The sequence below is a fragment of the Sinomonas atrocyanea genome, assembly GCF_030811715.1.
Lineage (GTDB): Bacteria > Actinomycetota > Actinomycetes > Actinomycetales > Micrococcaceae > Sinomonas > Sinomonas atrocyanea_A.
On the sequence record NZ_JAUSRH010000001.1, the window covers coordinates 366,315 to 389,705 of the forward strand.

Sequence of the window (23,391 nt, forward strand, 5' to 3'; positions counted from 1 at the left end):
GCTATGGAGCCTCGGCCCGAGCCCCACGTCGCGCCCGCACGTAAGGAGCGCACTATGTCCTTGTCTGGGATCGACCTCGAGACCCCGCTGAAGTTTGCCTACTGGGTCCCCAACGTCTCCGGCGGCCTCGTCGTCTCGACCATCGAGCAGCGGACCAACTGGGAGTTCGAGTACAACCGGAAGCTCGCCCGCATCGCGGAGAACTCGGGCTTCGAGTACGCGCTGACGCAGACCCGCTACGCCGCGAGCTACGGCGCGGACAAGCAGCACGAGGCCACCTCGTTCAGCCTCGCGCTCCTGCTGGCCACCGAGCGGCTCAAGGTCATCTCGGCCGTGCACCCGGGCATGTGGCACCCGGGGGTGCTCGCGAAGTTCATCATCACCGCGGACCACCTCTCCGGCGGCCGCGCGGCTGTGAACGTCGTCTCCGGGTGGCTCAAGGACGAGTTCGTGAACTTCGGCCTCGAGTGGCTCGAGCACGACGAGCGGTACGTCCGCACCGAGGAGTTCATCGACGTCCTCCGCGGCCTGTGGACGCAGAAGGAGTACTCGCAGTCGGGCAAGTACTACAACATCTCCGACTTCACCCTGAACCCCGCCCCGGTGGACGTCCCGGGCCGCGCGCACCCGGAGATCTTCTTCGGCGGCAACTCGACGGCCGCGCAGGCCGCCGCCGGCCGCACCGCGGACTGGTACTTCTCCAACGGCCGCGACATCGAGGGCTTCAAGGAGAACATCGCCGGCGTCCTGGCCGCCGCGCAGCACGGGCGCACGGCCCCCGCCGCCCCGCGCTTCGGCCTCAACGGCTTCGTGATCGCCCGCGGCACGGAGAAGGAGGCCCAGGACACGCTCCGCGAGATCATCGCCAAGGCGCACCGGCCTGCCGTCGAGGGCTTCGCCGCCGCGGTCAAGGAGGCCGGCCAGTCCACCAAGGACGGCAAGGGCATGTGGGAGGACTCGACGTTCGAGGACCTCGTCCAGTACAACGACGGCTTCCGGACCAAGCTGATCGGCACCCCCGAGCAGATCGCCGAGCGGATCGTCGAGTACAAGAAGATCGGGGTGAACCTCTTCCTCACCGGCTACCTGCACTTCCAGGAGGAGCTCGAGGCGTTCGGCCGCGACGTCCTCCCGATCGTGCGCGAGCTCGAGGCGGACCTCGCCCGCGCCCACGGCACGGAGCTGCGCACGGACCTCCTGCCGGTGACGAACTTCAGCTCGCCCGACCTCGCCGGGGCGAGCGCCTGATGGCGGAGCGCCAGTTCGGCTTCCGCACCCGCGCCCTGCACGCCGGCGGAACGCCCGACGCCGAGCACGGCGCCCGGGCTGTCCCCATCTACCAGTCGACCTCGTTCGTGTTCAAGGACTCGGACGACGCCGCGAACCTCTTCGCCCTGCAGAAGTACGGCAACATCTACTCGCGCATCGGCAACCCCACCGTCGCGGCCTTCGAGGAGCGCATCGCCTCGCTCGAGGGCGGCATCGGCGCGGTCGCGACGAGCTCGGGCATGGCCGCGGAGTTCATCACGTTCGCCGCGCTCACCCAGGCCGGGGACCACATCGTCGCCTCCTCCAAGCTGTACGGCGGCACCATCACCCAGCTCGACGTGACGCTGCGCCGGTTCGGGGTCGAGACCACGTTCGTGGACTCGACCGACCCGGCCGCGTTCAGGGCGGCCCTGCGCGAGAACACCAAGGCCGTGTACACCGAGGTGGTGGCCAACCCCTCCGGCGACATCGCCGACCTGGCCGGCCTCGCCGCCGTCGCCCATGAGCACGGCGTGCCGCTCGTGGTCGACTCGACGCTCACGCCGCCGTATATCCTGCGGCCGATCGAGCACGGGGCGGACATCGTGATCCACTCCGCCACGAAGTTCCTCGGGGGCCACGGCACCACGCTCGGCGGCGTGGTGGTCGAGTCCGGCACGTTCGACTGGGGCAACGGCAAGTTCCCCTCCATGACCGAGCCGGTGCCCAGCTACGGCAACGTCTCGTGGTGGGGCAACTTCGGCGAGTACGGGTTCCTCACCAAGCTGCGCTCCGAGCAGCTGCGCGACATCGGCCCGTCCCTGTCCGCGCAGTCCGCGTTCCAGCTCCTGCAGGGCCTCGAGACGCTCCCGCAGCGCATGGACAACCACCTCGCCAACGCCCAGCGCGTCGCGGAGTGGCTCGAGGCCGACCCGCGCGTCACCTACGTGAACTACGCCGGGCTGCCCTCGCACCCGCAGCACGCATACGCGAAGGAGCTCCTCCCCCTCGGCGTGGGCTCCGTGTTCAGCTTCGGGGTGAAGGGCGGCCGCGAGGCCGGGGCCCGGTTCATCGAGGCGCTCCAGCTCGCCTCGCACCTGGCCAACATCGGCGACGCGCGCACCCTCGTGCTGCACCCGGGGTCCACCACCCACCAGCAGCTCTCCGCGGACCAGCTCGTCGCGGCGGGTGTCCCGGCGGACCTCATCCGCCTCTCCGTGGGGCTCGAGGACGTCGAGGACATCATCTGGGACCTGGACCAGGCGCTCGCCGCCTCGCAGGAAGTGGTGCAGCTCGAGCAGGAATTCGCGGCCCCGACGTACGACGGCGAAGCGTGCTCCCTGCCCGTGAAGGGAGCGAAGAAGTGAGCGCCATCGGAACGACAGAACCGGCGCGCACGTGGGTGGGTCCCTCCGCCCCCGAGCGCCTGAGGATCCTGCGGGAGACGAAGGTCATCGCGATCGTCGGTGCCTCGGACAAGCCGAGCCGCGCGAGCTACTTCGTGGCCACGTACCTGCTCTCGTCCACGAAGTACCGCGTGTACTTCGTCAACCCGGTCGTGAAGACCATCCTGGGCCAGCCGGTCTACGCCTCGCTCGCGGAACTGCCCGAGACGCCGGACCTCGTCGAGGTGTTCCGCCGGCACGATGACCTCCCCGGCGTGCTCGAGGAGGCCAAGGCCGTGGGCGCCAAGACCATCTGGCTCCAGCTGGGCTCGTGGCACGAGGGGGTCGCGGCGGACGCCGAGGCCGCCGGCCTGAACGTGGTCATGGACCGCTGCGTGAAGATCGAGCACGCGCGCTTCCACGGCGGCCTGCACCTCGCGGGCTTCAACACGGGGGTCATCTCGAGCAAGCGCCAGGTCCTCGCCTAAACGTCTCGGGTACACATCTCGTCGCGGTTTCGCCCTTTCGGGTACGACGCCGGCCGGTCGCCTTCGCGCAGAAGGTGGCCGGCCGGCGTCGTCTGACTCCTCAGGGCGACGTAGCTGACTCCTCGTGGCGACGTAGGTGGCTCCTCAACACTGCGGAGGTGACTCCTCAACCGAGCGGAGGTGACTCCTCAACACTGCGCAGGTGACTCCTCAACGCATGGGGCGGCCGGGACGGGACGATCCGCACAGCGGCGACCCCTCGGCGTCGTACTTAAGTACAGTGATCTGCGCCACCAAACAGGGCAAGATGGTGCCATGACTAGCAGTGAGCCCGGATACCGTGTCCTGAATCCCGCCACCGGCGAGGTCGTCGAGACGTTCCCCACCGCGACAGACGCCGACGTCGAGTCCGCCCTCGCCTCCGCCCAGAGCGCCTTCGAGTCCTGGCGCGAGACCCCCATCGAGACGCGCGCCAAGGTCGTCGCGCGCATCGCCGAGCTGTTCACCGAGCGCGCCGACGAGCTCGCCGCGATCATCACCGAGGAGATGGGCAAGCCGCTCTCCCAGTCCAAGGGCGAGGCCGAGTTCTGCACCGACATCTTCAACTACTTCGCCACCGAGGGCCCCGCCCTCGCAGCGGATACGGAGATCAAGACGTTCTCCGGCGGCCGGGCCGTGGTGCAGAAGCTGCCCGTGGGCCCGCTGCTGGGGATCATGCCGTGGAACTACCCGTACTACCAGGTGGCCCGCTTCGCGGCGCCGAACCTCATGCTCGGCAACACGATCATCCTCAAGCACGCCGAGAACTGCCCCCGCTCGGCCCTCGCGATCCAGCAGATCATGGACGACGCCGGGGTGCCCCAGGGCGCCTACGTGAACCTCTTCGCCTCGCACGCGCAGATCGCGGACATCATCGCCGACCCGCGCCTCCAGGGCGTCTCCCTCACCGGCTCGGAGCGGGCCGGCGCGATCATCGGCGAGCTCGCCGGCAAGAACCTCAAGAAGGCCGTCCTCGAGCTCGGCGGCTCGGACCCGTTCGTGGTCCTCGACGCCGCCGACGTGGCCGCGGTCGCCGACACCGCCTGGGACACGCGCATGGAGAACACGGGCCAGGCCTGCAACTCCAACAAGCGCATGATCGTCATGGAGGACATCTTCGATGGCTTCGTGGCCCAGCTGACCGCCCGCGCCCAGGCCCTCACCCCGGGCGACCCGGCCGCCGACGCCGAGAACACCTACGCCCCGCTGTCCTCCCGCGCCGCGGCCGAAGGCCTCGCGGCCCAGGTGCAGGACGCCGTGGACAAGGGTGCCACGCTCCACGCAGGCGGCGTGCTCGGCGAGGGCGACGCCGCCTACTACGCCCCCGCGGTCCTCACCGGGGTCACCCCGGAGATGCGCGCCTACCGCGAGGAGCTGTTCGGCCCGGTCGCGGTCGTGTACAAGGTCGGCAGCGACGAGGAGGCCCTCCGCCTCGCCAACGACACCCCGTACGGCCTCGGCGGCGCCGTCTTCTCCACGGACACGGCCCGCGCGGAGAAGGTCGCCTCGCGCCTCGAGAGCGGCATGTCCAACGTCAACACCCCGGCCGCCGAGGGCGCGGAGATGCCGTTCGGCGGGGTCAAGCGCTCGGGCTTCGGCCGCGAGCTCGGCCCCCTCGGCATGGACGAGTTCGTCAACAAGCGCCTCTACTACGTCGCCGACTGACCCGGAAGGACTCCCAGAAGGAGCACGACGGCGGCCCGGTCGCCTTCCGCACGGAAGGTGACCGGGCCGCCGTCGTACTCCCGGGCCGCCGTGGGGCTGGGGTGCTAGCCGATCTGCAGCTCGCCCATCTCGCCCCAGCCCTCGCCGTCGACCTGACGCGAGATGATGCTCGGCGTCTTCACCAGGCACGGCCGCATGGACTCGAGGCCCTTCGCGAAGTGCTCGCTCTGCACGTGCGGGGCGGCGCCGTCGTCGGTGAAGCCCTCGACGAGGACGTACTCCGCCGGGTTCTCGAGCGACCGGGACCACTCGAAGAACAGGTTCCCGGGCTCCCTGCGCGTGGACTCGGTGAACTCGCGCACGATCTCCGGGAACTGCTCCGTGTACTCGGGCTTGGTCTCGAACTTCACGACGATGAAGTACATGGTGTCCTTTCGGTAGTTGGTCAGCCGCCGGTGGCGCGGCAGGCCGCGAGCCCCTCGCGCGCCCACTCGGCCTGGGCCGGGGTGCCCACGCGCTCGGCCCACTGCTCGGCGAGCTGGAACTCGACGAGCGCGCGGTGGGGCTCGCCGGCATCGAGGAACAGCCATCCGAGGTTGCCGTGGAGCGAGGCGCACCAGCGCTGGGTGCGCCGGCTGTGGGAGCTGCTGGCGTACTCGATCCCGGCGCGGGCCCAGGACTCGGCGTTCTCGGCGTCGGCGATCGCGAGCATGTGGAACGCGTCCGCGGCGAGGAACTCCTCCCCGAGGTGCTCGCCGAGCTCGGCGGCCTGCTCGAAGAGCGGCACGGCCATGGCGGCGTGCCCGGAGGAGTTGAGGAGGCGGCCGCGTTCGAGGATGATGCGAACGCCGATCGTGGGGTCCAGCTCGCTCTCGATCCCGTCGAGGAGCGCGTCGGCCTCCTCGAAGCGGCCCTGGAGGCCGATCGCCCGGCCCAGCTGGGTCGCGAGCTCGCAGCGCTCCGCCGGATCGAACGACGGATCCTCAAGGGCGCGGCGGAACGCCGCCTCCGAGGCGGCCGGGTCGGAGAAGTCCCACAGGGCATCGAGCGTGGACTGTTCGAGCACGCTCCCACCCTAGCGCGCTCAGCGGGCGAGCCGGCTCCAGCCCAGAGCCTCGCGGTGCGCCCTGGGCAGCCCGGCCACGACGAGGTCGTACGAGTCCTCGACCAGGTTGCGGACGTCCTCCACGGCGAGGGCCCCGTCGAGGCGCACGTCGCTCCAGTGCCTCTTGTTCATGTGCCACGCGCCGGTGATCTCGGGATGCGCGGCCCGCAGCTGCACCGCCAGCGCGGGGTCGCACTTGAGCGCCACGGTGAGGGGGACCGCGTCGAGGTTCGCGAGCGCGAACATCTTGCCGGGCCAGTCGTCGCCCCCGGCCGTGGACCGGACTTTGAACACCGAGGCCTCCGGTCCGAACGGGAAGTCCTCGTAGGCCCCGGGGAAGCCCAGACACAGTTCGCGGAGCAGGGCGGCGTCCATCACGCAGTCCTGCGTCCGCGCCGCCACAGCTCGCGCTCGGGGCAGGCGTCCATGACGACGTCGAGCCCGGCCGCCTCCGCCCGCTCCGCCGCGGCCTCGTCCACGACGCCGAGCTGCATCCACACGGCCTTGGCGCCGACGGCGATCGCCTGGTCCACGACGTCCCCGACCCGGGCGGAGTTCACGAAGCAGTCCACCACGTCGATCGGGTGCAGCTGGGCGGGGATGTCTGCGAGCCGCGCGTAGCCCTTCTCCCCGTGCACGTCCTCGCCGCGCAGGTTCACCGGGATGATGCGGTTGCCCATGACGTCGCGGATGGTGAGGGAGACGGCGTGCGCGGCACGCCATTCGTTCTGGGTCAGCCCCACGATCGCCCATGTTCCGGGCGTGCTCATGAGGCGGTCGATGACAGCAGGATCATTCACGTGCCGCATGGGGCCATGCTACTGCGGTCTCTACCGGCTGGCGTCCTGTCCGCCTGCCTCCCGGCCGTCCCCGTCCTGGCCGCTGGCGCCCCGGTCGCCCGGCTGCTGGGGGCCCTGGGACGGGCGGGCAGAGTCTGTCGGGCCCCGTCCGCTGCCCTGTCGGCCGCGGTCCTGGGGAGCCTGCTCCTGCGCATCGCGGCCCTGGTCCCGGGCGTCCCGCGCGGCCGGCGTTGCCCCTGCGTCCCGCCCCGGGTCCGAGGAGCCGGCCTCCCGGTCTGCGCCGTGGCCCGTCGCGGTGGGGCCCGTGGCCGCGCCTGCCGCACCGGCATCCTGCGGGAGCGGCGGGACGCCGGTGGGGGTGCTGGTGTGCGCGGTTCCGCCCGGGGCCGACGGCTCGGCCGCGTGGGTCAGCGAAGGGCCGACGGCGGGGTGCAGCGGCGCGTGCCAGTCCCAGACCTGGCCCGTCATCGCGGCCACGCCGCTCGCGCCGAGGCCCATGCCGGCTGCGACGAGAACGCCGATCATCGCCCCGCGGTGGCGCTTGATCCAGTGCGGCTTGGCCGGCGCGGCTGCGGCCTCCGACTTCCTGGCCGCCGCCCGGGTGAGCGGAAGCACGACGGCGAGCGGCGCCGTCGTGCTCTCCCCCGCGGAGCCGCCGGCGAGGAGGCGTGCGAGCTCGCCCGTGGGTGTGGGCGGCTCGGCGAGCCGGAGCGCGGCGATCCGCTCGAGGGCGGCCGTCAGCGCGGCGTCGTGCTCGAGCCCCTCCTCGGCGAGCACCGCCTGCACCTGCGTCCTCTTCACGCTGATCGGACCCACTCTTCCTCTACCACGTGCTCTCTCAGGGCCAGCAGTGCCCTGCGCTGGAGCTGTTTGACCGCGCCCGGCGTCTTGCCGAGCACGGAGGCGACTTCTTCGATGCTCAGTTCCGCGACGATGCGGAGCGTGAGCACTTCCTTCTGGTCCCCCTTGAGCCGGCCGATCAGGATCTCCGCGTCGGTCTGGCCGGCGGCGAGGAGGGCATCGTGCTCGGCGGAGGCGGTCTCGCGCAGGTCCAGCAGCGGGTCGTAGTCGACGATCCGCGGCCGGCGCTCGGTGCGGCGGTAGTGGTCCACTACGCGGGCGTGGGCGACCGAGAAGACGAGCGTCTTCAGCCCGGCCGCCCCGCCGGTGATCGATCCGAGGCGCGGCAGCACCGCGACGAACACGTCCTGCGCGAGCGCCTCGGGATCGTCCACCCCGCGGGCGGACATGTAGCCGATCACCGCGGGTGCCAGCGAACGGTAGACGAGGGTGAACAGCTCGTGCTCCGTCAGCGCACCCGGCGCGAGATCGTCGTCAGTGATCGATTCGAGCACGGCTATCCCCTGGATTCCTGACCCTGGATTCTGAAGGCAGAACCCGCCCAGTCTAGCCGTGGGCCAGCTGCGCCGACGGCCCGACTGGGCAGAGAGGAAGCCGGGCTGGAACATGATGGGGGACAGATTCCAGCCCGGCTTGCATACAGGTAATCGTCGGCGGCCCCCGGAGGGTTACGCGGTTCCGAGATTTTCTTCGGGAATTTTTTTCGGGCGCGGCCGGCGGCCCGGAACCGGCGCGCTGGGGTGCGCTGCCGCCGTCGTCGGTTACTTTTCGCCGCCCACTGGGTACGCCGTAGGTAGTGTTCCTGCATCCGGCACGCCAAGGACGAAGGTGATCTCTCGATGAATACGTCAGCGGACGGGAATTCCGCCGAGGACGACGGCCTGACCGAGGCCGTCCAGAAGGCCGGGGCCGTGGAGCTGCTGCTGATCCGGCACGGTGAGAGCGAAGGCAACGTCGCGGCCACCGAAGCACGCGAGGCCGGAGTGGAGGTCATCGACGTCCCCGCGCGGGATGCGGACGTCGATCTGTCCGGAACCGGCCGCGACCAGGCCAAGGCGCTGGGCACCGCCCTGGGCCGGATCGCCGCGGAGCTCCGCCCGGACGCGGTGGTGTCCTCCCCCTATGCGCGGGCACGCCAGACGGCGGAGATCGCGGTGGAGGCAGCGGGCTGGCCCCTTCAGGTGCGCACCGACGAGCGGCTGCGCGACCGCGAGCTCGGCATCCTGGACCGGCTGACCCGGTTGGGCGTGGAGAACCGCTATCCCGAGGAGTCCGAGCGCCGGGACTGGCTGGGCAAGCTGTACTACCGGCCGCCGGGAGGGGAGTCCTGGGCCGACGTGGCGCTGCGGCTGCGGGCCGTCCTGGCGGAGCTGAACAGCCTGGGCATGGGACACCGGGTGATGCTGGTGTGCCACGACGCCGTGATCATGCTGTTCCGGTATGTGCTGGAAGGCCTCAGCGAAAGGGAGCTGCTGGACCTGGCGGCCAGGGAATCCATCCTCAACGCCTCGGTGACCCGGTTCGTCCGCCCCTCCGGCGCAGGGCCGTGGACGCTGGAGAGCTTCAATGTGGCCGACCACCTGACGGAGCTGGGCGTCGCGGTCACCGAGCACGGAGGAGACACCGGTGCCCGGCCTCAGTGACTCCTCCGGCGCCACCCTGGTGACGCCGTCGCTCCTGCGGGAGTGGCCGCTGCCCGCACCCGGCCAGGACAAGTACTCGCGCGGGTCCGTGCTGGTCATCGGCGGAGCCCGGGCCACCCCCGGCGCCGCGCTGCTGGCCGGGACAGCAGCCCTCCGGGCCGGGGCCGGGAAACTCACGCTGGCGGTGGCCGAATCGGCGGCCGTGCAGGTGGGGGTGGCGCTGCCCGAGTGCGGTGCGATCGGCCTGCCGGAGACGGCTGACGGCTCGGTCAAGCCGGAGCTGGACCGGATTTCCTCCTCCCTGGAGGGGGCGGACACGATCCTGGTGGGGCCGGGGCTGGACGATCCCGACCTTGCCGGGCAACTGCTGGCGGCGCTGCTCGACGGCGAGGCCGGGCGCGGCGGCCGGCCCGCCGTCGTCCTCGATGCCTACGCCCTCAGCGCGCTGGTGCCGCTCGAGGACAAGCTGGAACCTTGGCGCGGCCGGCTGATCCTCACCCCGAATCTCAAGGAGGCGGCCGTCCTGCTGGGCCGGGACGTGGACAACCTCGACGAGGACCTGGCCGAGATCTCCGACAGGTTCGACGCCGTGGTCAGCTGCCACGGAGTGGTCACCCAGCCGTCAGGCCTGGCTGCGGAGGAACCGGCGCTGTGGAAGATCACCACGGGGTACGGCGGCCTCGGCACGTCCGGCAGCGGCGACGTCCTGGCCGGCGCGATCGCGGGGCTCCGGGCCAGGGGAACCAGCAGCGTGCAGGCGGCCTGCTGGGGCACCCACCTGCACGCGTCAGCTGGCGACCGGCTGGCCAGCAGGCTGGGTCCCCTCGGATTCCTGGCCCGCGAGCTCGCCGACGAACTGCCCGCCCTGATGCTGGAATTCAGTGTCTGACCTAGTCGATCAGGTCGCGCACCACAATCGTCTGGTCGCGGTCCGGGCCGACGCCGATGGCCGAGAACCGCGTCCCGGAGAGCTTCTCGAGGGCCAGGACGTAGTCGCGGGCGTTGGCCGGGAGCTCGTCGAGGGTCGTGGCTCCCGAGATGTCCTCGGTCCAGCCGTCGAAGTACTCGAAGATCGGCTTGGCGTGGTGGAACTCGGTCTGGGTCATGGGCATCTCGTCGTGGCGCACGCCGTCGACGTCGTACGCGACGCACACGGGGATGCGCTCGATGCCGGTGAGCACGTCCAGCTTGGTGAGGAAGTAGTCGGTGAAGCCGTTGACGCGCGAGGCGTGGCGGGCCAGGACCGAGTCGTACCAGCCGCAGCGGCGCGGGCGGCCCGTGTTCACGCCGAACTCGCCGCCGGTCTTCTGGAGGTACTCGCCCATCTCGTCGAACAGCTCGGTGGGGAACGGCCCGGCGCCGACGCGCGTGGTGTACGCCTTCACGATGCCGATGGCCCGGGAGATGCGGGTGGGGCCGATGCCCGAGCCCACGGAGGCGCCGCCGGCGGTGGGGTTCGAGGACGTGACGAACGGGTAGGTGCCGTGGTCCACGTCGAGGAACGTGGCCTGCCCGCCCTCCATGAGGACCACCTTGCCGTCATCGAGCGCCTTGTTCAGCTCGTAGGTCGAGTCGATGACGAGGGGGCGCAGACGGTCCGCGAAGCCGAGGAAGTAGTCCACGGTCTCGTCGATGTCCACGGCGCGGCGGTTGTAGACCTTGACGAGGAGCTCGTTCTTCTGGTGCAGCGAGCCCTCGACCTTCTGCCGCAGGATCGACTCGTCGAAGACGTCCTGGACGCGGATGCCGAGGCGGGCCACCTTGTCCATGTAGGCCGGGCCGATTCCGCGCCCGGTGGTGCCGATCGCGCGCTTGCCGAGGAACCGCTCGGTGACCTTGTCGAGGGTCTGGTGGTAGGGGGCCACGAGGTGGGCGTTGGCGGAGACGCGCAGGCGGGAGGTGTCCGCGCCGCGGGCCTCGAGGCCGTCGATCTCCTGGAAGAGGGCCTCGAGGTTCACGACGCAGCCGTTGCCGATGATCGGGATCGTGTTGGGGCTCAGGATGCCGGCGGGCAGGAGCTTGAGCTCGTACTTCTCGCCGCCGACCACCACCGTGTGGCCCGCGTTGTTGCCCCCGTTGGGCTTGACCACGTAGTCCACGCGGCCCCCCAGCAGGTCCGTTGCCTTGCCCTTGCCCTCATCGCCCCACTGGGCTCCGACGATCACGATTGCTGGCATGGATTCCTCCCCGGACACCGCCCACGGCCCGGCTGGCCGCTGGCCTACATGCAAAGACCCCGTCTCTCGCGCGTCGTGGCAAGACTTCCGGGGCTCTTGCCACCCAAGTCTACCGAAGCGGGGCAAGAGCCACCGAAGATGTTGGGAAGCACGCATATCAGGAGGTCATCAGTGGACGATCATTCACGCGGGGGCGGCGGGGGCGGCAACTCGGCCGAGCGGGGCGCCAAGGACGCTGCGCACAACGCGGAGCGGGCCGCCGGCTCCCCCGCAGCCCACGCTGTGGCCCGGGCCGGCTTCGTGTTCGTGGGGCTGCTGCACGTGCTCATCGCCTGGCTCGCACTCCAGGTGGCCTTCGGGGGCAGCGGCAAGAACGCCGACCAGTCGAGCGCGGTGCAGCAGATCGCCTCGGCGCCGGGCGGCCCCCTCCTCCTGTGGGCCGGCGTCATCTGCTGTGCGGCGCTGGCCATCTGGATGGCGGTCAATGCCGTGGGCAAGTGGCGCCGGGACGGCAAGCCCAAGGAGGCGCTCGGCCCCGGCGGGACCGCGATCGCCTACTTCGGCCTCACGTGGCTGTTCGTCAGCTTCGCCCTCGGCAACCAGAAGAACTCGAGCCAGCAGTCCCAGCAGACCACGGCGAACGTGCTGTCGATCCCGTTCGGCGGCGTGGTGCTCTTCATCGCGGGGCTCGTGGTGCTGGGGGTGGGGGTGTACTTCGGCTTCCGGGGCGTGACCCGCGGCTTCCTGGGGAAGGACGCCCAGCCGACGCAGGCCTCGCCGGACTGGGTGAAGGTCATGGGCAGCGTGGGCTACGTCGCGAAGGGCGTCGCCGTGGCGGTGGTCGGGATCCTGATCCTGGTCGCGGCCGTGCACCACGACCCGAAGCAGCAGTCCGGCCTCGACGGCGCCCTCAAGTCCCTCGCGTCGCAGCCGTTCGGCGGCTGGATCCTCGGCGCGGTGGCCCTCGGCCTCGCCTGCTATGGGGTCTACAGCGCGGCGCGGGCCAAGTACGCCAACTTCGAGCAGTAGCCCGCGCCGCGGACAGCCTGCCGCGCGGACCGCTACCGCGCGAACTGCCTGCGCAGCTCGGCCTTGCGGATCTTCCCGCTCGCGGTGCGGGGCATCTCCGTCACGAACACGACCGACTTGGGGATCTTGTACCGGGCGAGGCGGCCGTCGAGGTGGGCCCGGATGTCCTCCTGGGTGAGCGAGGTGCCCTCGCGCAGCGTCACGACGGCGCGCGGGACCTCGCCCCACTTCTCGTCGGCGACCCCGATGACGGCCACGGAGGCCACCTGAGGCAGCTCCACGATCACGGCCTCGACCTCGGCCGGATAGATGTTCTCCCCGCCGGAGATGATCATGTCCTTGAGCCGGTCGGAGACGAACAGGAAGCCCTCCTCGTCCCGGTAGCCCATGTCCCCGGACTTGAACCAGATGCCGTCCGCGTAGGAGTCCCGGGTCGCCTCGGAGCGGTTCCAGTACTGCTTGATGACGTTCGGACCGGAGATCTGGATCTCTCCCACCTCGCCCGGGGCGAGGACCTCGCCGAGCGGATCCGCGATCCGGATGTCGGTGAAGAACTGCGGGAGGCCTGACGAGCCGGCCTTCTCCCGGGACCGCCACACGGGCAGGGTCGTCGCACCCGGCGCCGTCTCTGTCATGCCGTACCCGTTCGAGAAGCCGAGGCCGCGCTCCTCGTAGGCCTCGAGGACGCGCATCGGCACGGCGGAGCCGCCGCACGTGAGCTTGTCGAGCGAGCTGAGGTCTGTGGCCGCCCAGTCGGGATGCTCGGCGAGGAGCTGGTAGGTGGTGGGCACGCCGCTGAGGGCGGTGATGCGGTGCCGGCCGATGAGCTCCAGCGCCCGGCCCGGCTCGAACTTCTGCTCGAGCACCACGGTGGCTCCCTTGAGCAGCATGGGCAGCAGGCCCATGTCGAGGGACGCGACGTGGAACAGCGGGGAGATCATGAGCGCCACGTCGTGGCGGTTCACGTCCATGTCGGTGATGACGTTGATGCAGTTCCACGTGATGTTGCCGTGGGTCAGCAGCGCCCCCTTGGGCCGCCCCGTGGTGCCCGACGTGTACAGGATCATCGCCCCGTCGTCGAGGCTCACCGTCTCGTCGATCCACTCATCGGGCGCCCCCTCGAGGGCGTCCTCGTAGCGTTCGACGACGGCGGTGCCGCCCGCGCTGGGAGCGGCACCGCCGGCGTCGTCCGCCGATCCGACGACGAGGCGGCACTGCACCCCGGTGCCCGCCGCGGCCGAGGCAGCCAGGTCCCCGAGGGGGGCGCCGTGGACGAGGAGGCGGGCGCCGGAGTCCTGCAGCTGGAACTGCAGCTCGGGGGCGGCGAGCCGGGTATTGAGCGGGATGAAGATCGCCCCCAGGAGGCCTGCGGCGAAGAATGTCTCGACGAACGCGGGATCGTTCTCTCCGAGGTACGCCACGCGGTCGCCCCGGGCCACCCCCCGGCGGCGCAGCGCGTTGGCGAGGCGGTCAGCACGCTCGGACAGCTCCGCGTAGGTCAGCGTGCGGTCGCCGGCGATGAGGGCGGCCTTGGGCCCCGACTTGGGGCGGCGGCGGTGGAGCCACGAGCCAACACCGTTGTTGTACATGGGAGACCTCCCGGTCTGAGGGTGGGCGGGGTGCTAGCGGACGGCGGCGAGGTCGTTGTCCTTGGACTCCCGCGTCAGCAGGATGAACACCGCGGAGACGAGGGACATCGCGGCGAGGAAGCCGACGACGGCGCCGATGCTCTGGCCCGAGTCCTTGTACAGCGAGGCCACGATGCCTGGGGTGAAGCCGGCCCCGATGAGTGTCGCGAGCTGGTAGCCGAGGGCGGCGCCCGTGTAGCGGGACGTGGTCCCGAACTGCTCCGAGACGAACGCCGCGAGCGGGCCGTAGAGCGTCGAGTGGAAGACGAGGGCCAGCGTGAAGGCCAGGAACACGAGCCACACGTTGCCCGAGCCGAGGAGGGAGAACATCGGGAACAGGTACGCGACGAACAGGATGAGCCCCGCGACCATCACCGGGCGCCGCCCGAAGCGGTCGGACAGCCGGCCGCCGAAGAGGACGAACGCGATGGAGATGGCCGAGGCCGCGGCGAACGCATAGAGGACTCCCTGCTGGGGGGCGCCCTTCGAGACCGCGTAGGTGACCGAGAACGTGGGCAGGACCACCTGCAGGCCGAAGCCCGCGGCGCCGGCGAGCATGATGAACACCAGCGCCTTGGGGCGGCGGAGGACCTCCAGGAGCGGGACCTTCCGCGTCCCGCCCCGGGCCTCCTCGGCGGTCTTCTCCGCGGTGACAGCCTCGGCGAAGATGGGGCTCTCGGCGACGCGGACCCGGACGAACAGGCCCACCACCAGGAGGGCGAACGAGAGCAGGAACGGCACGCGCCAGCCCCACGCGAGGAACTGCGGACCAGGCAGGGCCGAGACGAGCCCCATCATGACGGTGCCGAGGACAGCTCCTGTGGGGGCGCCGGCGTTGACGAACGACGCCGCGAAGCCGCGCCGCTTCGGATCGGCGTGCTCGAGCGCCATGAGCGCCGCGCCGCCCCACTCGCCGCCCACCGCGATGCCCTGGAGCACCCGCAGGACCACGAGGGCGACGGCCCCCCACGGCCCGATGAGGTCCATGCCGGGAATGAGCCCGATCGCGGCCGAGGCGAGGCCCATGACCGTCATGGACACGATGAGCATGCCCTTGCGGCCGATCCGGTCCCCGAAGTGGCCGAAGATCACCCCGCCGAGCGGCCGTGCCAGGTAGCCGGCGGCGAACGTGGCGTACGCGGCGACGACCCCGACCCACGGGTCCGTCCCGGCGAAGAAGACCTTCGGGAACGCGACGGCCGCTGCGGTCGCGTACAGGAGGAAGTCGTAGAACTCGATGGTGCTGCCCAGGTAGCTGGACAGGATGACCGTGCGCGCCTCTCTGCGCTGGGCGGTCGTGCTCATCTGGCGGAGCGTGGGGGTTCCGGACATGGGCTTTCCTCGGGAGGTGGGATGGGTGGCGTTCGGGGCGAGCGGGCGGGCGTGCAGCAGGGCTACTTGTAGAACCGCGCGAGGAACTCGGCGACGACCGCCGGGCGTTCCTGGCCTTCGATCTCGATCGTGGCGTTGACCTTGATCTGGGCACCGCCCTTGACCTCGGCCACCTCGGCGATGGTGCCGACCATGCGGACCTTCGAGCCGGCCTTGACGGGAGAGGTGAAGCGGACCTTGTCGAGGCCGTAGTTGACCTTGGTGGTGACGCCCTCGACGTCGAAGAGCTCGCCCCAGAACGGGATGATCAGGGAGAGCGTGAGGAAGCCGTGGGCGATCGGGGCGCCGAACGGACCGTCCTTGGCCCGCTCCGGGTCGGTGTGGATCCACTGGTGGTCGTCGGTCGCGTCGGCGAAGAGGTTGACGCGGTCCTGGGTGATCTCCATCCAGTCGGTCGCGCCGAGGTCGGCGCCGGCCATGGTGAGGAGCTTGTCGAAGTCGACAACGAGGCGGGGCTCGCTGGAACGCGGCTCGGTGGTGCGTGCGGTCATGGTGTTCTCCTTGGAGTTCTCTGGGGGGTGCGGCGCTATTTGGTGAAGGCGCTCTGGCCCGTGAGGGCCCGGCCGACGATCAGGGCGTTGATCTCGTGGGTGCCCTCGTAGGAGTAGACGGCCTCGGCGTCCGCGTGGAAGCGGGCCACCTCGGTATCCAGGGTGATGCCGTTGCCGCCCACCACTTCGCGGGCGAGGGCCACCGTCTCGCGCATGAGCAGCGAGGTCTGCATCTTGGCCAGGGCGGAGTCCTGGTCGCGGTAGACGCCCTTCTCCTGCTGCTCGGTGAGCCGGACGACGAGCGCGAGGCTCGAGGTCAGGTTGCCGAGCATGCGGGCGAGCTTCTCCTGGACGAGCTGGAATCCGCCGAGCTGCCGCCCGAACTGCTCGCGCCCGGTGACGTAGCGCAGGGCGGCCTCGAAGGCGCCGGCCTGGATGCCGGTGGCGATCCAGGCGACGTCCGAGCGCATGGCCCGGAGCATGGCGGCGACGTCCCTGAACGAGTTCACGTTGTGGAGCCGGTCCGCCTCGGTGACCCGCACGCCGTCGAGCGTGATGTGCGCGTTCTGCATCATGCGCAGGGCCGTCTTGCGGTGGATCTTCTCGAGGGTGACGCCAGGGGCCTCGCGCGGGACGAGGAAGGCCTTGACCTGCCCGTCCGCGACGTCGCGGGCGAACACGGCCAGGACATCCGCTGTGAACGCGCCTCCGATCCAGCGCTTCGCGCCGTCGAGGACCCAGGTGTCCGTTCCCGGCTCGCGGCGCGCGGTGGTGGCGAGGCCGCCGGCGATGTCGGAGCCGTGCTCGGGCTCCGTGAGGGAGAAGACGCCCTTGAGCGTGAAGTCGATGACCTGGGGCATCCACTCCTGCTTCTGCTCCTCCGAGGCGCCGACGCGGATGGCCGTGCGGAACAGGCCGGCCTGGGCCGTGTAGAACGTGGCGATCGAGGCGTCGGTGCGCGCGAGCTCGAAGATGCGGAAGCCGTGGTAGAGCCCTCGGGCCGGGCGGGTCCGGTTCGCGGTGAGCTCGGCGGGCTCCATGAGGTCCAGGTCGATCAGCGGCTGGGCGATCTCGTAGGGGAACTCGCCGCGCTCCCAGTAGTCGCCCACGAGAGGCTTGGCGGTGGTCTCGAGGAAGTCACGCAGGCGGCCGAGGACGAGGCGCTCGTCGTCGGTGAGGAGGCCCTCGGCGTCGTACCAGTCGGAGGCGGAGTACAGGTCCATCTCAGCGCTTCCCTTCCGCGGCGCCCAGCCCGAGGAGCTTCACGGCGTTGTCCTTGAGGATCTTGGGCCGGACCTCGTCCTTGAGCGGGAGGTCGGCGAACGCACCGAGCCATTTCGCCGGGGTGATGAGCGGGAAGTCGGTGCCGAACAGCACCTTCTCCGCCAGCATCGAGTTGGCGGCCCGCACGAGGGACTGCGGGAAGTACTTCGGGGACCAGCCCGAGAGGTCGATGAACACGTTCGACTTGTGGGTGGCGATCGAGATCGCCTCGTCCTGCCAGGGCACGGAGGGATGCGCCATGATCACGGTCAGGCCGGGGAAGTCGGCGGCGACGTCGTCGAGCAGCAACGGGTTGGAATACTTGAGCTTGATGCCGTGGCCGCCGGGCAGACCCGCGCCCATGCCGTTCTGGCCGGTGTGGAAGACGGCCGGGAGGCCGAGCTCCGCCAGGGTCTCCCAGAGCGGGTAGAACTCCTCGCTCGAGGGGTCGAAGCCCTGCAGGGACGGGTGGAACTTGAAGCCTCGGGCTCCGAGCTCGAGCGCCTGGTGCTTGGCGCGCGCGATCGCCTCCTCGCCGGTGCGCGGGTCCACGGAGCCGAACGGGATGAGGACGTCGCTGTGCTCCGCGGCGCCGGCGATGAGGTCCTCGATGGAGTTCGGCTCATGCTTCAGGGCCGTGCGCGCGTCCACGGTGAAGACGACCGCGGCCATGTTCAGCGAGCGGTAGGTGTCCGCGATCTTCTCGAGCGTGGGGTGGCGGTCCTCGGCCTTGAAGTACTTCGAGGAGGCCTCGTTGAGGTCGTCGGGGAGTGAGCAGTGGCCGTGGCCGTCGATCTCGACGTGCACGTGCATGTCGATCGCGTCGAGCTTGGCGACGTCGAGCCCGAGTTCGTAGCGCGCCATGGTCAGCGGGCCTCCGCCCCTGAGGGCTGCAGGTCTTCCGGGAGAGGGAGGAACTCCTCGCCCACGCTCTGCACGTGGTCGCCGATGAGCTCGGCTCCGCGCTCCTGGAGCGCCTCGTAGGTCCAGCCGCCCTCGCGGTAGTCCGTGGTGGCGGGCTCGGGGTGGGTCCAGACCTGGAGGCGGTCACCGCCGGCGCCGATCGCCTGGCCGCTGATGCCGGCCGCCTCGTCGGAGGCGAGGTACGCGACCAGGCCCGCGACGTCGTCGGCCGTGCCGAAGCCGAGGTCGTGGCGGAAGAAGGCCGGCATGGCCTCGCCGCGCTCGTCCGCCTCGACGGCCTTGGCGAAGTACGGCACCGTCTTGGTCATGGCGGTCGCGGCGACGGGGATGACGGCGTTGACGGTCACTCCGGCCTTCTTCATCTCGAGCGCCCACGTGCGCACCATGCCCACGATCCCGGCCTTGGCGGCGGCGTAGTTGGTCTGGCCGAAGTTGCCGCGCTGGCCCGTCGGGGAGCCGATCGTGACGATGCGGCCGGCGATCCCGTGCTCCTTGAAGTAGGCGTACGCCTCGCGGACGCACGTGAACGTGCCCTTGAGGTGGACGTTGATGACGAGGTCGAAGTCATCGTCCGTCATCTTCAGCAGGCTCTTGTCCCGCAGGATGCCGGCGTTGGTGACGAGGATGTCGAGCCGGCCGAACGCCTCCACGGCCCCGTCGACGAGCGCCTTCGCGGCCTCGGTGGTGCCGACGGGGACGACGACGGCGGTCGCCTTCCCGCCGTCGGCCTGGATCTGCTCCACCGCGGCGGCGGCGGTGGCCTCGTTCACGTCATTGATGACGACGGCGGCGCCCTGCCGCGCGAGCTCGCGGGCGTAGGCGAGGCCGAGGCCCTGTCCGCTGCCGGTGACGATCGCTACCTTGCCTGCCAGGCTCATGCCCTGCTCCTTGCGGTGTGTGGCTGCGGCCTCGTCCATGAGACCCTTGTCACAGTCCATGAGATACTGGATCATTGAAAAAGTCAACGATTGAATTTTGATGAGGTTTGGAGGCCCCGGTGAGCATTGGCCACAGCGTGGAGGCGGCCGACACCCCGCGGCTCGCGGCGTCGGCGATCGCAGACGACATCGGGCTCCTGCTCGCGAAGGTCCGCGCGGCCGGCTCGGTCCTCAACAACCGCGCACTCGCGGACTTCGGGCTGCGCGAGCGCTCCTACTCGGTGCTGCGCCTCGCGTGCAGCGGCCTCGAGCCCACCCAGCGCGAGCTCGCCGACTTCCTGAGTCTGGACCCGAGCCAGATCGTGGCCCTCATCGACGAGCTCGAGGGGCGCGGGCTCGTGGCGCGCGAGCAGGGCCGGACCGACCGGCGGCAGAAGATCGTGCTCGCGACCCGGGCCGGCGAGCGCCTGCACGCCCAGGCGGAGGCGGCGCTGAAGGCGTGCGAATCCGAGCAGTTCGCGGCCCTCAGCTCGGCCGAGGTCAACTCGCTGCGCGCCCTGCTCCAGCGGACGCTCTGGGGCTAGCGAACCGGCCAGGGGACCGCCGGACGCTCAGCCGAGGATGCGGTCCAGGTAGGCGTTGCGGAACACGCCCGCCGGGTCGCGCTCGGCCACGAGCCTGCGGAAGTCCTCGAACCGCGGGTACAGGGCCGCGATGGTGGCCGGCGGCACGGCGAACAGCTTGCCCCAGTGCGGGCGGGCACCGAAGGGGGCGAGGGCGGCCTCGAGCTCGGGCAGGACGGACTCCACCTCGCGCTGCAGCGGCCTCCACGTGAAGTGCAGCGCCACGCTGTCCTGGCGGTAGGAGGGGCTGAGCCAGAACTCGTCCGCCGCGACCGTGCGCACCTCGGAGACGTAGAGGAGCGGTGCCAGCCGGGCCGCGAGCGCCCGCACCGCGCGGAGGGCTTCCGCCGCCCGCGCCCGCGGAAGGAGGTATTCGGTCTGCAGCTCGTCGCCGGCGCTCGGGGTGAACTCATGCCGGAAGTGCGGGAGCCGTTCGAGCCAGGGGCCGGGGACGTCGAGCTGCTGCGTGCAGTTGCCCGCGTCCATCTCGGGCAGCGGATGCCGGGGCCGCTGGGCGGGCACGGCACCGAAGAAGGACGACGGCGCGGCGCCCTCGCCCGCGTCCGCGACGACGCGCACCTTGCGCCAGGCCTGCGCCACCGTGTCACCGGCGTAGTCGGTGAAGAGCGAGACGCTGTAGCCGTCGCCGGCCACCGCGTCGAAGTCCGTGAGCACGGCCTCCCACGGCAGGTCCTCGAACACCTGCTGGCGCACCTGGTAGCTCGGCTCGACGGCGAGCTCGAGCGCGGTCACGATCCCGAGGGCCCCGAGGCCCACGACGCTGCCGAGGAACTCCTCGCCGTCGGCTGCGGAGAGCCGGTCGGGCTCGCCGGAGGCCCGCACGAGCTCGATCGCCGTCACGGCGGCTGCCAGGGCCGGGCTCGCGATGCCGGATCCGTGGGTGCCTGTCTGGACGGCGCCGCCCACCGAGATGTGCGGCAGCGAGGCCATGTTGTGCAGCGCCCAGCCCTCGCGCTCGAGCGCTGCCCCGAGCGCTCCGTAGGTGAGGCCGGCCGGAACGCGGACCACCCGGCGCGCCGCGTCGAGCTCGACCGCGCTGGGCAGCCGGTCCAGGACGATGTGCACGCCGCCGGTGTCCGCGATGTCGTTGAAGCAGTGGCGCGAGCCGAGCGCCTTGACGCGCTCTCCCCGTCGCGCGGCGCCGGCGACGAGCTCCGCGAGCTCCTCCACGGATTCCGGCCGCGTGGCGGACGCCGCCGCGTACTCGAGATTCCCTGCCCAGTTCCTCATCGTCTCGCTTCCAGCTCCTGTGGCGTCAGTGGGCGGCCGGGGCGACGCGGAACCGTTCCGCGAGCTCGTCCATCAGCCGGTCGAAGTGGGGGTCGACGCTCTTGCGCGCCGGGTCCTCGTCGTGCCATGCCACCATCTCCCGCGCGCCCTGCTCGTAGGGGATGCGCGGGGCGAAGTCGGGCACCAGGCTGCGCAGCTTGGAGGTGTCGAAGACCGCCGAGTGGGTCTTGTCGCCCAGGAGCGAGGCACCCCATTCGGGGTCCACGGCCGCGATAGCCTCGGAGGGCACATGGACGATCCGGGCTTGCGCGCCGGCGGCGCGGGCCAGGACGTGGGCGATCTGGTCCCATGTCAGGACATCGTCCGAGGTGATGGTGAAGGCCTCCCCGAGCGCCCTCGAGTGCCCGAGCAGCGGGACGAAGCCGCGGGCGAAGTCCTCGTGGTGGGTCAGGGTCCACAGGGAGGAACCGTCGCCGTGCACCACGATCTCCTTGCCCTGCCGCATCCGCTCGACCACGGTCCAGCCGCCGTTGAACGGGGGCCGCGTCCTGTCATAGGTGTGCGAGGGGCGGATGACGGTGGCGGGGAAGCCGCGCTCCCTGTAGGCCGACGTGAGGACGTCCTCGCACGCGATCTTGTCGCGGCTGTACTGCCAGTACGGGTTCCGCAGCGGCGTGGACTCGCGGATGGGCAGCCGCGCCGGCGGCGTCTGGTACGCCGAGGCGGAGCTGATGAAGACGTACTGGCCCGTGCGGCCCTCGAACAGCTTCAGGTCGGTGTGCACGTGGTCGGGGGTGAAGGCGACCCAGTCCACGACGGCGTCGAACTCGCGCCCGCCCAGGACCTCCCGCACGGAGGCGGGGTCGCGGATGTCGGCCACGAGCTGTTCCGTCTCGGCCGGAACCTCGCGCCGGCCGGTGCCGCGGTTGAGGACCGTCAGCTCGATCCCGCGCTCCACGGCGAGCCGCGCGCAGGCGGAGCTGATGGTGCCGCTGCCCCCGATGAAGAGGGCCTTGAGTGCGCTCACAACGCGGACCTGCCTTTCGCCTGCGCCTCGGCCCGGTAGCGCTCGAGCACGTCCGGGGTGGCGTGGGCGGTGACCGTGGCGGTGCCCGCAGTCTCCCACTCCGGGAGGGCACCGAGGAGGACGCCGGCGGCCTGGCGCGCCGCGCCGTCGGCCACGTACTCCCCCGGCTCGGGGACGAGGACGGGCAGCCCGAGGATCCCGGCGGCGGCCTGCTGGACGGCGGCGGAGCGGGCGGCCCCGCCGACGAGGATGATCCGCTCGGCCGCGACTCCCTGCGCCGTGAGGGCGGCGAGCCCGTCGGCGAGGGAGCACACGATGCCCTCGACGGCGGCGCGCGCGAGGTTCGCGGGCGTGTAGTTGCGCAGCGTGATGCCGTGCAGCGACCCGGTCGCGTCCGGCAGGTTGGGGGTCCGCTCCCCCTCGAAGTACGGCACTAGGGTCAGCCCGTCGGCGCCGGCGGGCGCGCAGAGCGCGAGGTCGGTGAGCTCGGGCAGGGTCACGCCCAGGAGGGCGGCGGTGGCATCGAGGACACGGGAGGCGTTGAGGGTGCACGCGAGCGGGAGGAAGTGGCCGCTCGCGTCGGCGAAGCCGGCCACGAGGCCGGAGGCGTCCGACGTCGGGCGGCCGGCCACGGCGAAGACCGTGCCGGAGGTGCCGATCGAGACGACGACGTCTCCCACGCCGGCGCCGACGCCGAGGGCCGCCCCGGCGTTGTCCCCCGCCCCCGGGCCGAGGAGCGCGCCCGCGGGGGTGCGGCCGGCCGGTTCCAGCGGGCCCAGAACGCGCGGCAGGACGGGGACGTGCCCGAGGGCCTGCTCGAGGACGCCGGGCAGGTACTCCCCCGTGCCTGGGGACCAGTAGCCGGTGCCCGAGGCATCGGAGCGGTCGGTCGCGAGTGCTTCCAGCGCGCCCATGCCGGGCCCGTGCCCGGCGAGGCGCCAAGTCAGCCAGTCGTGCGGGAGGCACACGGCCGCGGTCCGGGCGGCGTGCTCGGGCTCGTTCTCGGCGAGCCAGCGCAGCTTGGCCGCGGTGATCGAGGCGACGGGCACGGTCCCTGTGGCCTCGGCCCACCAGCGGGCGCCGGCGTCGGCGTCAGCCGCATCCGGGGCAGCGCCCGCCTCCTTGATCAGCTGCTCGGCCGCGGCGGCGGAGCGGGTGTCGTTCCACAGCAGGGCCGGGCGGACCACCGCCCCGTCCGCGTCGAGGCAGACCATGCCGTGCTGCTGCCCGGCCACCGAGACCGCCGCGACGTCGTCGAGCCCCCCGGCGTCGCGGATGGCGGCCCGCAGCGCGTCCCACCACGCCTCGGGGTGGACTTCGGTGCCGGCGGGGTGGGGCGCCGAGCCGGAGCGCACGAGCGCCCCGGTCTCGGCGTCCCGGACGACGACCTTGCAGGACTGGGTCGAGCTGTCGACTCCCGCGACGAGCCGGCCGCCGGATTCCTTCTGGTCGCTGAATTCCTTCTGGCCCATGG

At 71.2% G+C, this 23,391-nt stretch carries 24 protein-coding genes; 8 read left to right on the forward strand and 16 right to left on the reverse strand.

Annotation, left to right across the window (positions count from 1 at the left end):
- The first annotated feature begins 54 nt into the window (after positions 1–54).
- From sfnG to J2W21_RS01755, 4 genes are all read left to right on the forward strand, one after another.
- Positions 55–1,248, forward strand: a complete 1,194-nt coding sequence (sfnG, locus tag J2W21_RS01740) for a dimethylsulfone monooxygenase SfnG (RefSeq protein WP_307112781.1) — start codon at positions 55–57, stop codon at positions 1,246–1,248.
- Entirely contained in the window at positions 1,248–2,615 is a 1,368-nt protein-coding gene (locus J2W21_RS01745; protein WP_307112782.1) for an O-acetylhomoserine aminocarboxypropyltransferase/cysteine synthase family protein, read from the forward strand. The genes sfnG and J2W21_RS01745 overlap by 1 nt, the downstream gene beginning before the upstream one ends.
- 5 nt (positions 2,616–2,620) lie before the next feature.
- Positions 2,621–3,121 carry a CoA-binding protein gene (locus tag J2W21_RS01750; RefSeq protein ID WP_307113002.1) on the forward strand — a complete coding sequence of 167 codons (501 nt, stop codon included), beginning with the start codon at positions 2,621–2,623 and terminating at the stop codon, positions 3,119–3,121.
- Between the two features lie 315 nt (positions 3,122–3,436).
- Entirely contained in the window at positions 3,437–4,825 is a 1,389-nt protein-coding gene (locus J2W21_RS01755; RefSeq protein ID WP_307112783.1) for an NAD-dependent succinate-semialdehyde dehydrogenase, read from the forward strand.
- 104 nt (positions 4,826–4,929) lie between these two features.
- Here J2W21_RS01755 and J2W21_RS01760 read toward each other — a convergent pair whose 3' ends face one another.
- The 6 genes from J2W21_RS01760 to J2W21_RS01785 are packed head-to-tail and all read right to left on the reverse strand — an operon-like array spanning position 4,930 to position 8,085.
- Positions 4,930–5,250, reverse strand: coding sequence for a putative quinol monooxygenase (locus tag J2W21_RS01760; protein WP_307112784.1), 321 nt, complete (start codon positions 5,248–5,250; stop codon positions 4,930–4,932).
- 20 nt (positions 5,251–5,270) lie between these two features.
- On the reverse strand, positions 5,271–5,891 hold the full coding sequence (locus J2W21_RS01765; RefSeq protein ID WP_307112785.1) for a hypothetical protein: 621 nt from the start codon (positions 5,889–5,891) through the stop codon (positions 5,271–5,273).
- 18 nt (positions 5,892–5,909) lie between these two features.
- Complete coding sequence (locus J2W21_RS01770; protein WP_307112786.1) at positions 5,910–6,305, reverse strand: MmcQ/YjbR family DNA-binding protein; 396 nt, start codon at positions 6,303–6,305, stop codon at positions 5,910–5,912.
- Positions 6,305–6,739 (reverse strand): CoA-binding protein, encoded by a 435-nt coding sequence (locus J2W21_RS01775; RefSeq protein ID WP_307112787.1) that lies wholly within the window; start codon positions 6,737–6,739, stop codon positions 6,305–6,307. The genes J2W21_RS01770 and J2W21_RS01775 overlap by 1 nt, the downstream gene beginning before the upstream one ends.
- A 21-nt stretch (positions 6,740–6,760) precedes the next feature.
- Positions 6,761–7,531, reverse strand: a complete 771-nt coding sequence (locus J2W21_RS01780) for a hypothetical protein (protein ID WP_307112788.1) — start codon at positions 7,529–7,531, stop codon at positions 6,761–6,763.
- Entirely contained in the window at positions 7,528–8,085 is a 558-nt protein-coding gene (locus J2W21_RS01785; protein WP_307112789.1) for an RNA polymerase sigma factor, read from the reverse strand. The genes J2W21_RS01780 and J2W21_RS01785 overlap by 4 nt, the downstream gene beginning before the upstream one ends.
- A 345-nt stretch (positions 8,086–8,430) precedes the next feature.
- Here J2W21_RS01785 and J2W21_RS01790 point away from each other — a divergent pair, with 345 nt between their 5' ends.
- The gene (locus J2W21_RS01790) at positions 8,431–9,234 is read left to right on the forward strand and encodes a histidine phosphatase family protein (protein WP_307112790.1); all 804 of its coding nucleotides are present in this window, start codon (positions 8,431–8,433) and stop codon (positions 9,232–9,234) included.
- Complete coding sequence (locus J2W21_RS01795) at positions 9,218–10,123, forward strand: NAD(P)H-hydrate dehydratase (RefSeq protein ID WP_307112791.1); 906 nt, start codon at positions 9,218–9,220, stop codon at positions 10,121–10,123. The genes J2W21_RS01790 and J2W21_RS01795 overlap by 17 nt, the downstream gene beginning before the upstream one ends.
- A gap of 1 nt (position 10,124) precedes the next feature.
- Here the strand turns inward: J2W21_RS01795 and J2W21_RS01800 are convergent, their stop codons facing one another.
- Positions 10,125–11,411, reverse strand: coding sequence for an adenylosuccinate synthase (locus tag J2W21_RS01800; RefSeq protein ID WP_307112792.1), 1,287 nt, complete (start codon positions 11,409–11,411; stop codon positions 10,125–10,127).
- A gap of 171 nt (positions 11,412–11,582) precedes the next feature.
- Here J2W21_RS01800 and J2W21_RS01805 point away from each other — a divergent pair, with 171 nt between their 5' ends.
- Entirely contained in the window at positions 11,583–12,440 is an 858-nt protein-coding gene (locus J2W21_RS01805) for a DUF1206 domain-containing protein (protein WP_307112793.1), read from the forward strand.
- A 32-nt stretch (positions 12,441–12,472) separates the two neighbouring features.
- Here the strand turns inward: J2W21_RS01805 and menE are convergent, their stop codons facing one another.
- The 6 genes from menE to J2W21_RS01835 form a co-directional block, all read right to left on the reverse strand.
- On the reverse strand, positions 12,473–14,029 hold the full coding sequence (gene menE, locus J2W21_RS01810) for an o-succinylbenzoate--CoA ligase (protein WP_307112794.1): 1,557 nt from the start codon (positions 14,027–14,029) through the stop codon (positions 12,473–12,475).
- A 33-nt stretch (positions 14,030–14,062) separates the two neighbouring features.
- Positions 14,063–15,400, reverse strand: coding sequence for an MFS transporter (locus J2W21_RS01815; RefSeq protein WP_307112795.1), 1,338 nt, complete (start codon positions 15,398–15,400; stop codon positions 14,063–14,065).
- Positions 15,401–15,462: 62 nt separating this feature from the next.
- On the reverse strand, positions 15,463–15,951 hold the full coding sequence (locus tag J2W21_RS01820; protein WP_307112796.1) for a MaoC family dehydratase: 489 nt from the start codon (positions 15,949–15,951) through the stop codon (positions 15,463–15,465).
- A 35-nt stretch (positions 15,952–15,986) separates the two neighbouring features.
- A complete protein-coding gene (locus J2W21_RS01825; protein WP_307112797.1) occupies positions 15,987–17,174 on the reverse strand; it encodes an acyl-CoA dehydrogenase family protein in 1,188 nt (395 codons plus the stop codon).
- Position 17,175: 1 nt separating this feature from the next.
- Positions 17,176–18,078, reverse strand: coding sequence for an amidohydrolase family protein (locus tag J2W21_RS01830; RefSeq protein WP_307112798.1), 903 nt, complete (start codon positions 18,076–18,078; stop codon positions 17,176–17,178).
- Between the two features lie 2 nt (positions 18,079–18,080).
- Entirely contained in the window at positions 18,081–19,016 is a 936-nt protein-coding gene (locus J2W21_RS01835; RefSeq protein ID WP_307113003.1) for an SDR family NAD(P)-dependent oxidoreductase, read from the reverse strand.
- 125 nt (positions 19,017–19,141) lie between these two features.
- Here J2W21_RS01835 and J2W21_RS01840 point away from each other — a divergent pair, with 125 nt between their 5' ends.
- Complete coding sequence (locus J2W21_RS01840; protein WP_373423054.1) at positions 19,142–19,600, forward strand: MarR family winged helix-turn-helix transcriptional regulator; 459 nt, start codon at positions 19,142–19,144, stop codon at positions 19,598–19,600.
- Between the two features lie 27 nt (positions 19,601–19,627).
- Here J2W21_RS01840 and J2W21_RS01845 read toward each other — a convergent pair whose 3' ends face one another.
- From J2W21_RS01845 to J2W21_RS01855, 3 genes are read right to left on the reverse strand one after another with little or no spacing between them, the layout of a single operon-like run.
- The gene (locus J2W21_RS01845; protein ID WP_307112800.1) at positions 19,628–20,890 is read right to left on the reverse strand and encodes a D-arabinono-1,4-lactone oxidase; all 1,263 of its coding nucleotides are present in this window, start codon (positions 20,888–20,890) and stop codon (positions 19,628–19,630) included.
- A 25-nt stretch (positions 20,891–20,915) separates the two neighbouring features.
- The gene (locus J2W21_RS01850) at positions 20,916–21,917 is read right to left on the reverse strand and encodes an SDR family oxidoreductase (RefSeq protein ID WP_307112801.1); all 1,002 of its coding nucleotides are present in this window, start codon (positions 21,915–21,917) and stop codon (positions 20,916–20,918) included.
- Positions 21,914–23,389 (reverse strand): xylulokinase, encoded by a 1,476-nt coding sequence (locus tag J2W21_RS01855; protein WP_307112802.1) that lies wholly within the window; start codon positions 23,387–23,389, stop codon positions 21,914–21,916. Before J2W21_RS01855 ends, J2W21_RS01850 begins: the two co-directional genes overlap by 4 nt.
- Between the last annotated feature and the right edge of the window lie 2 nt (positions 23,390–23,391).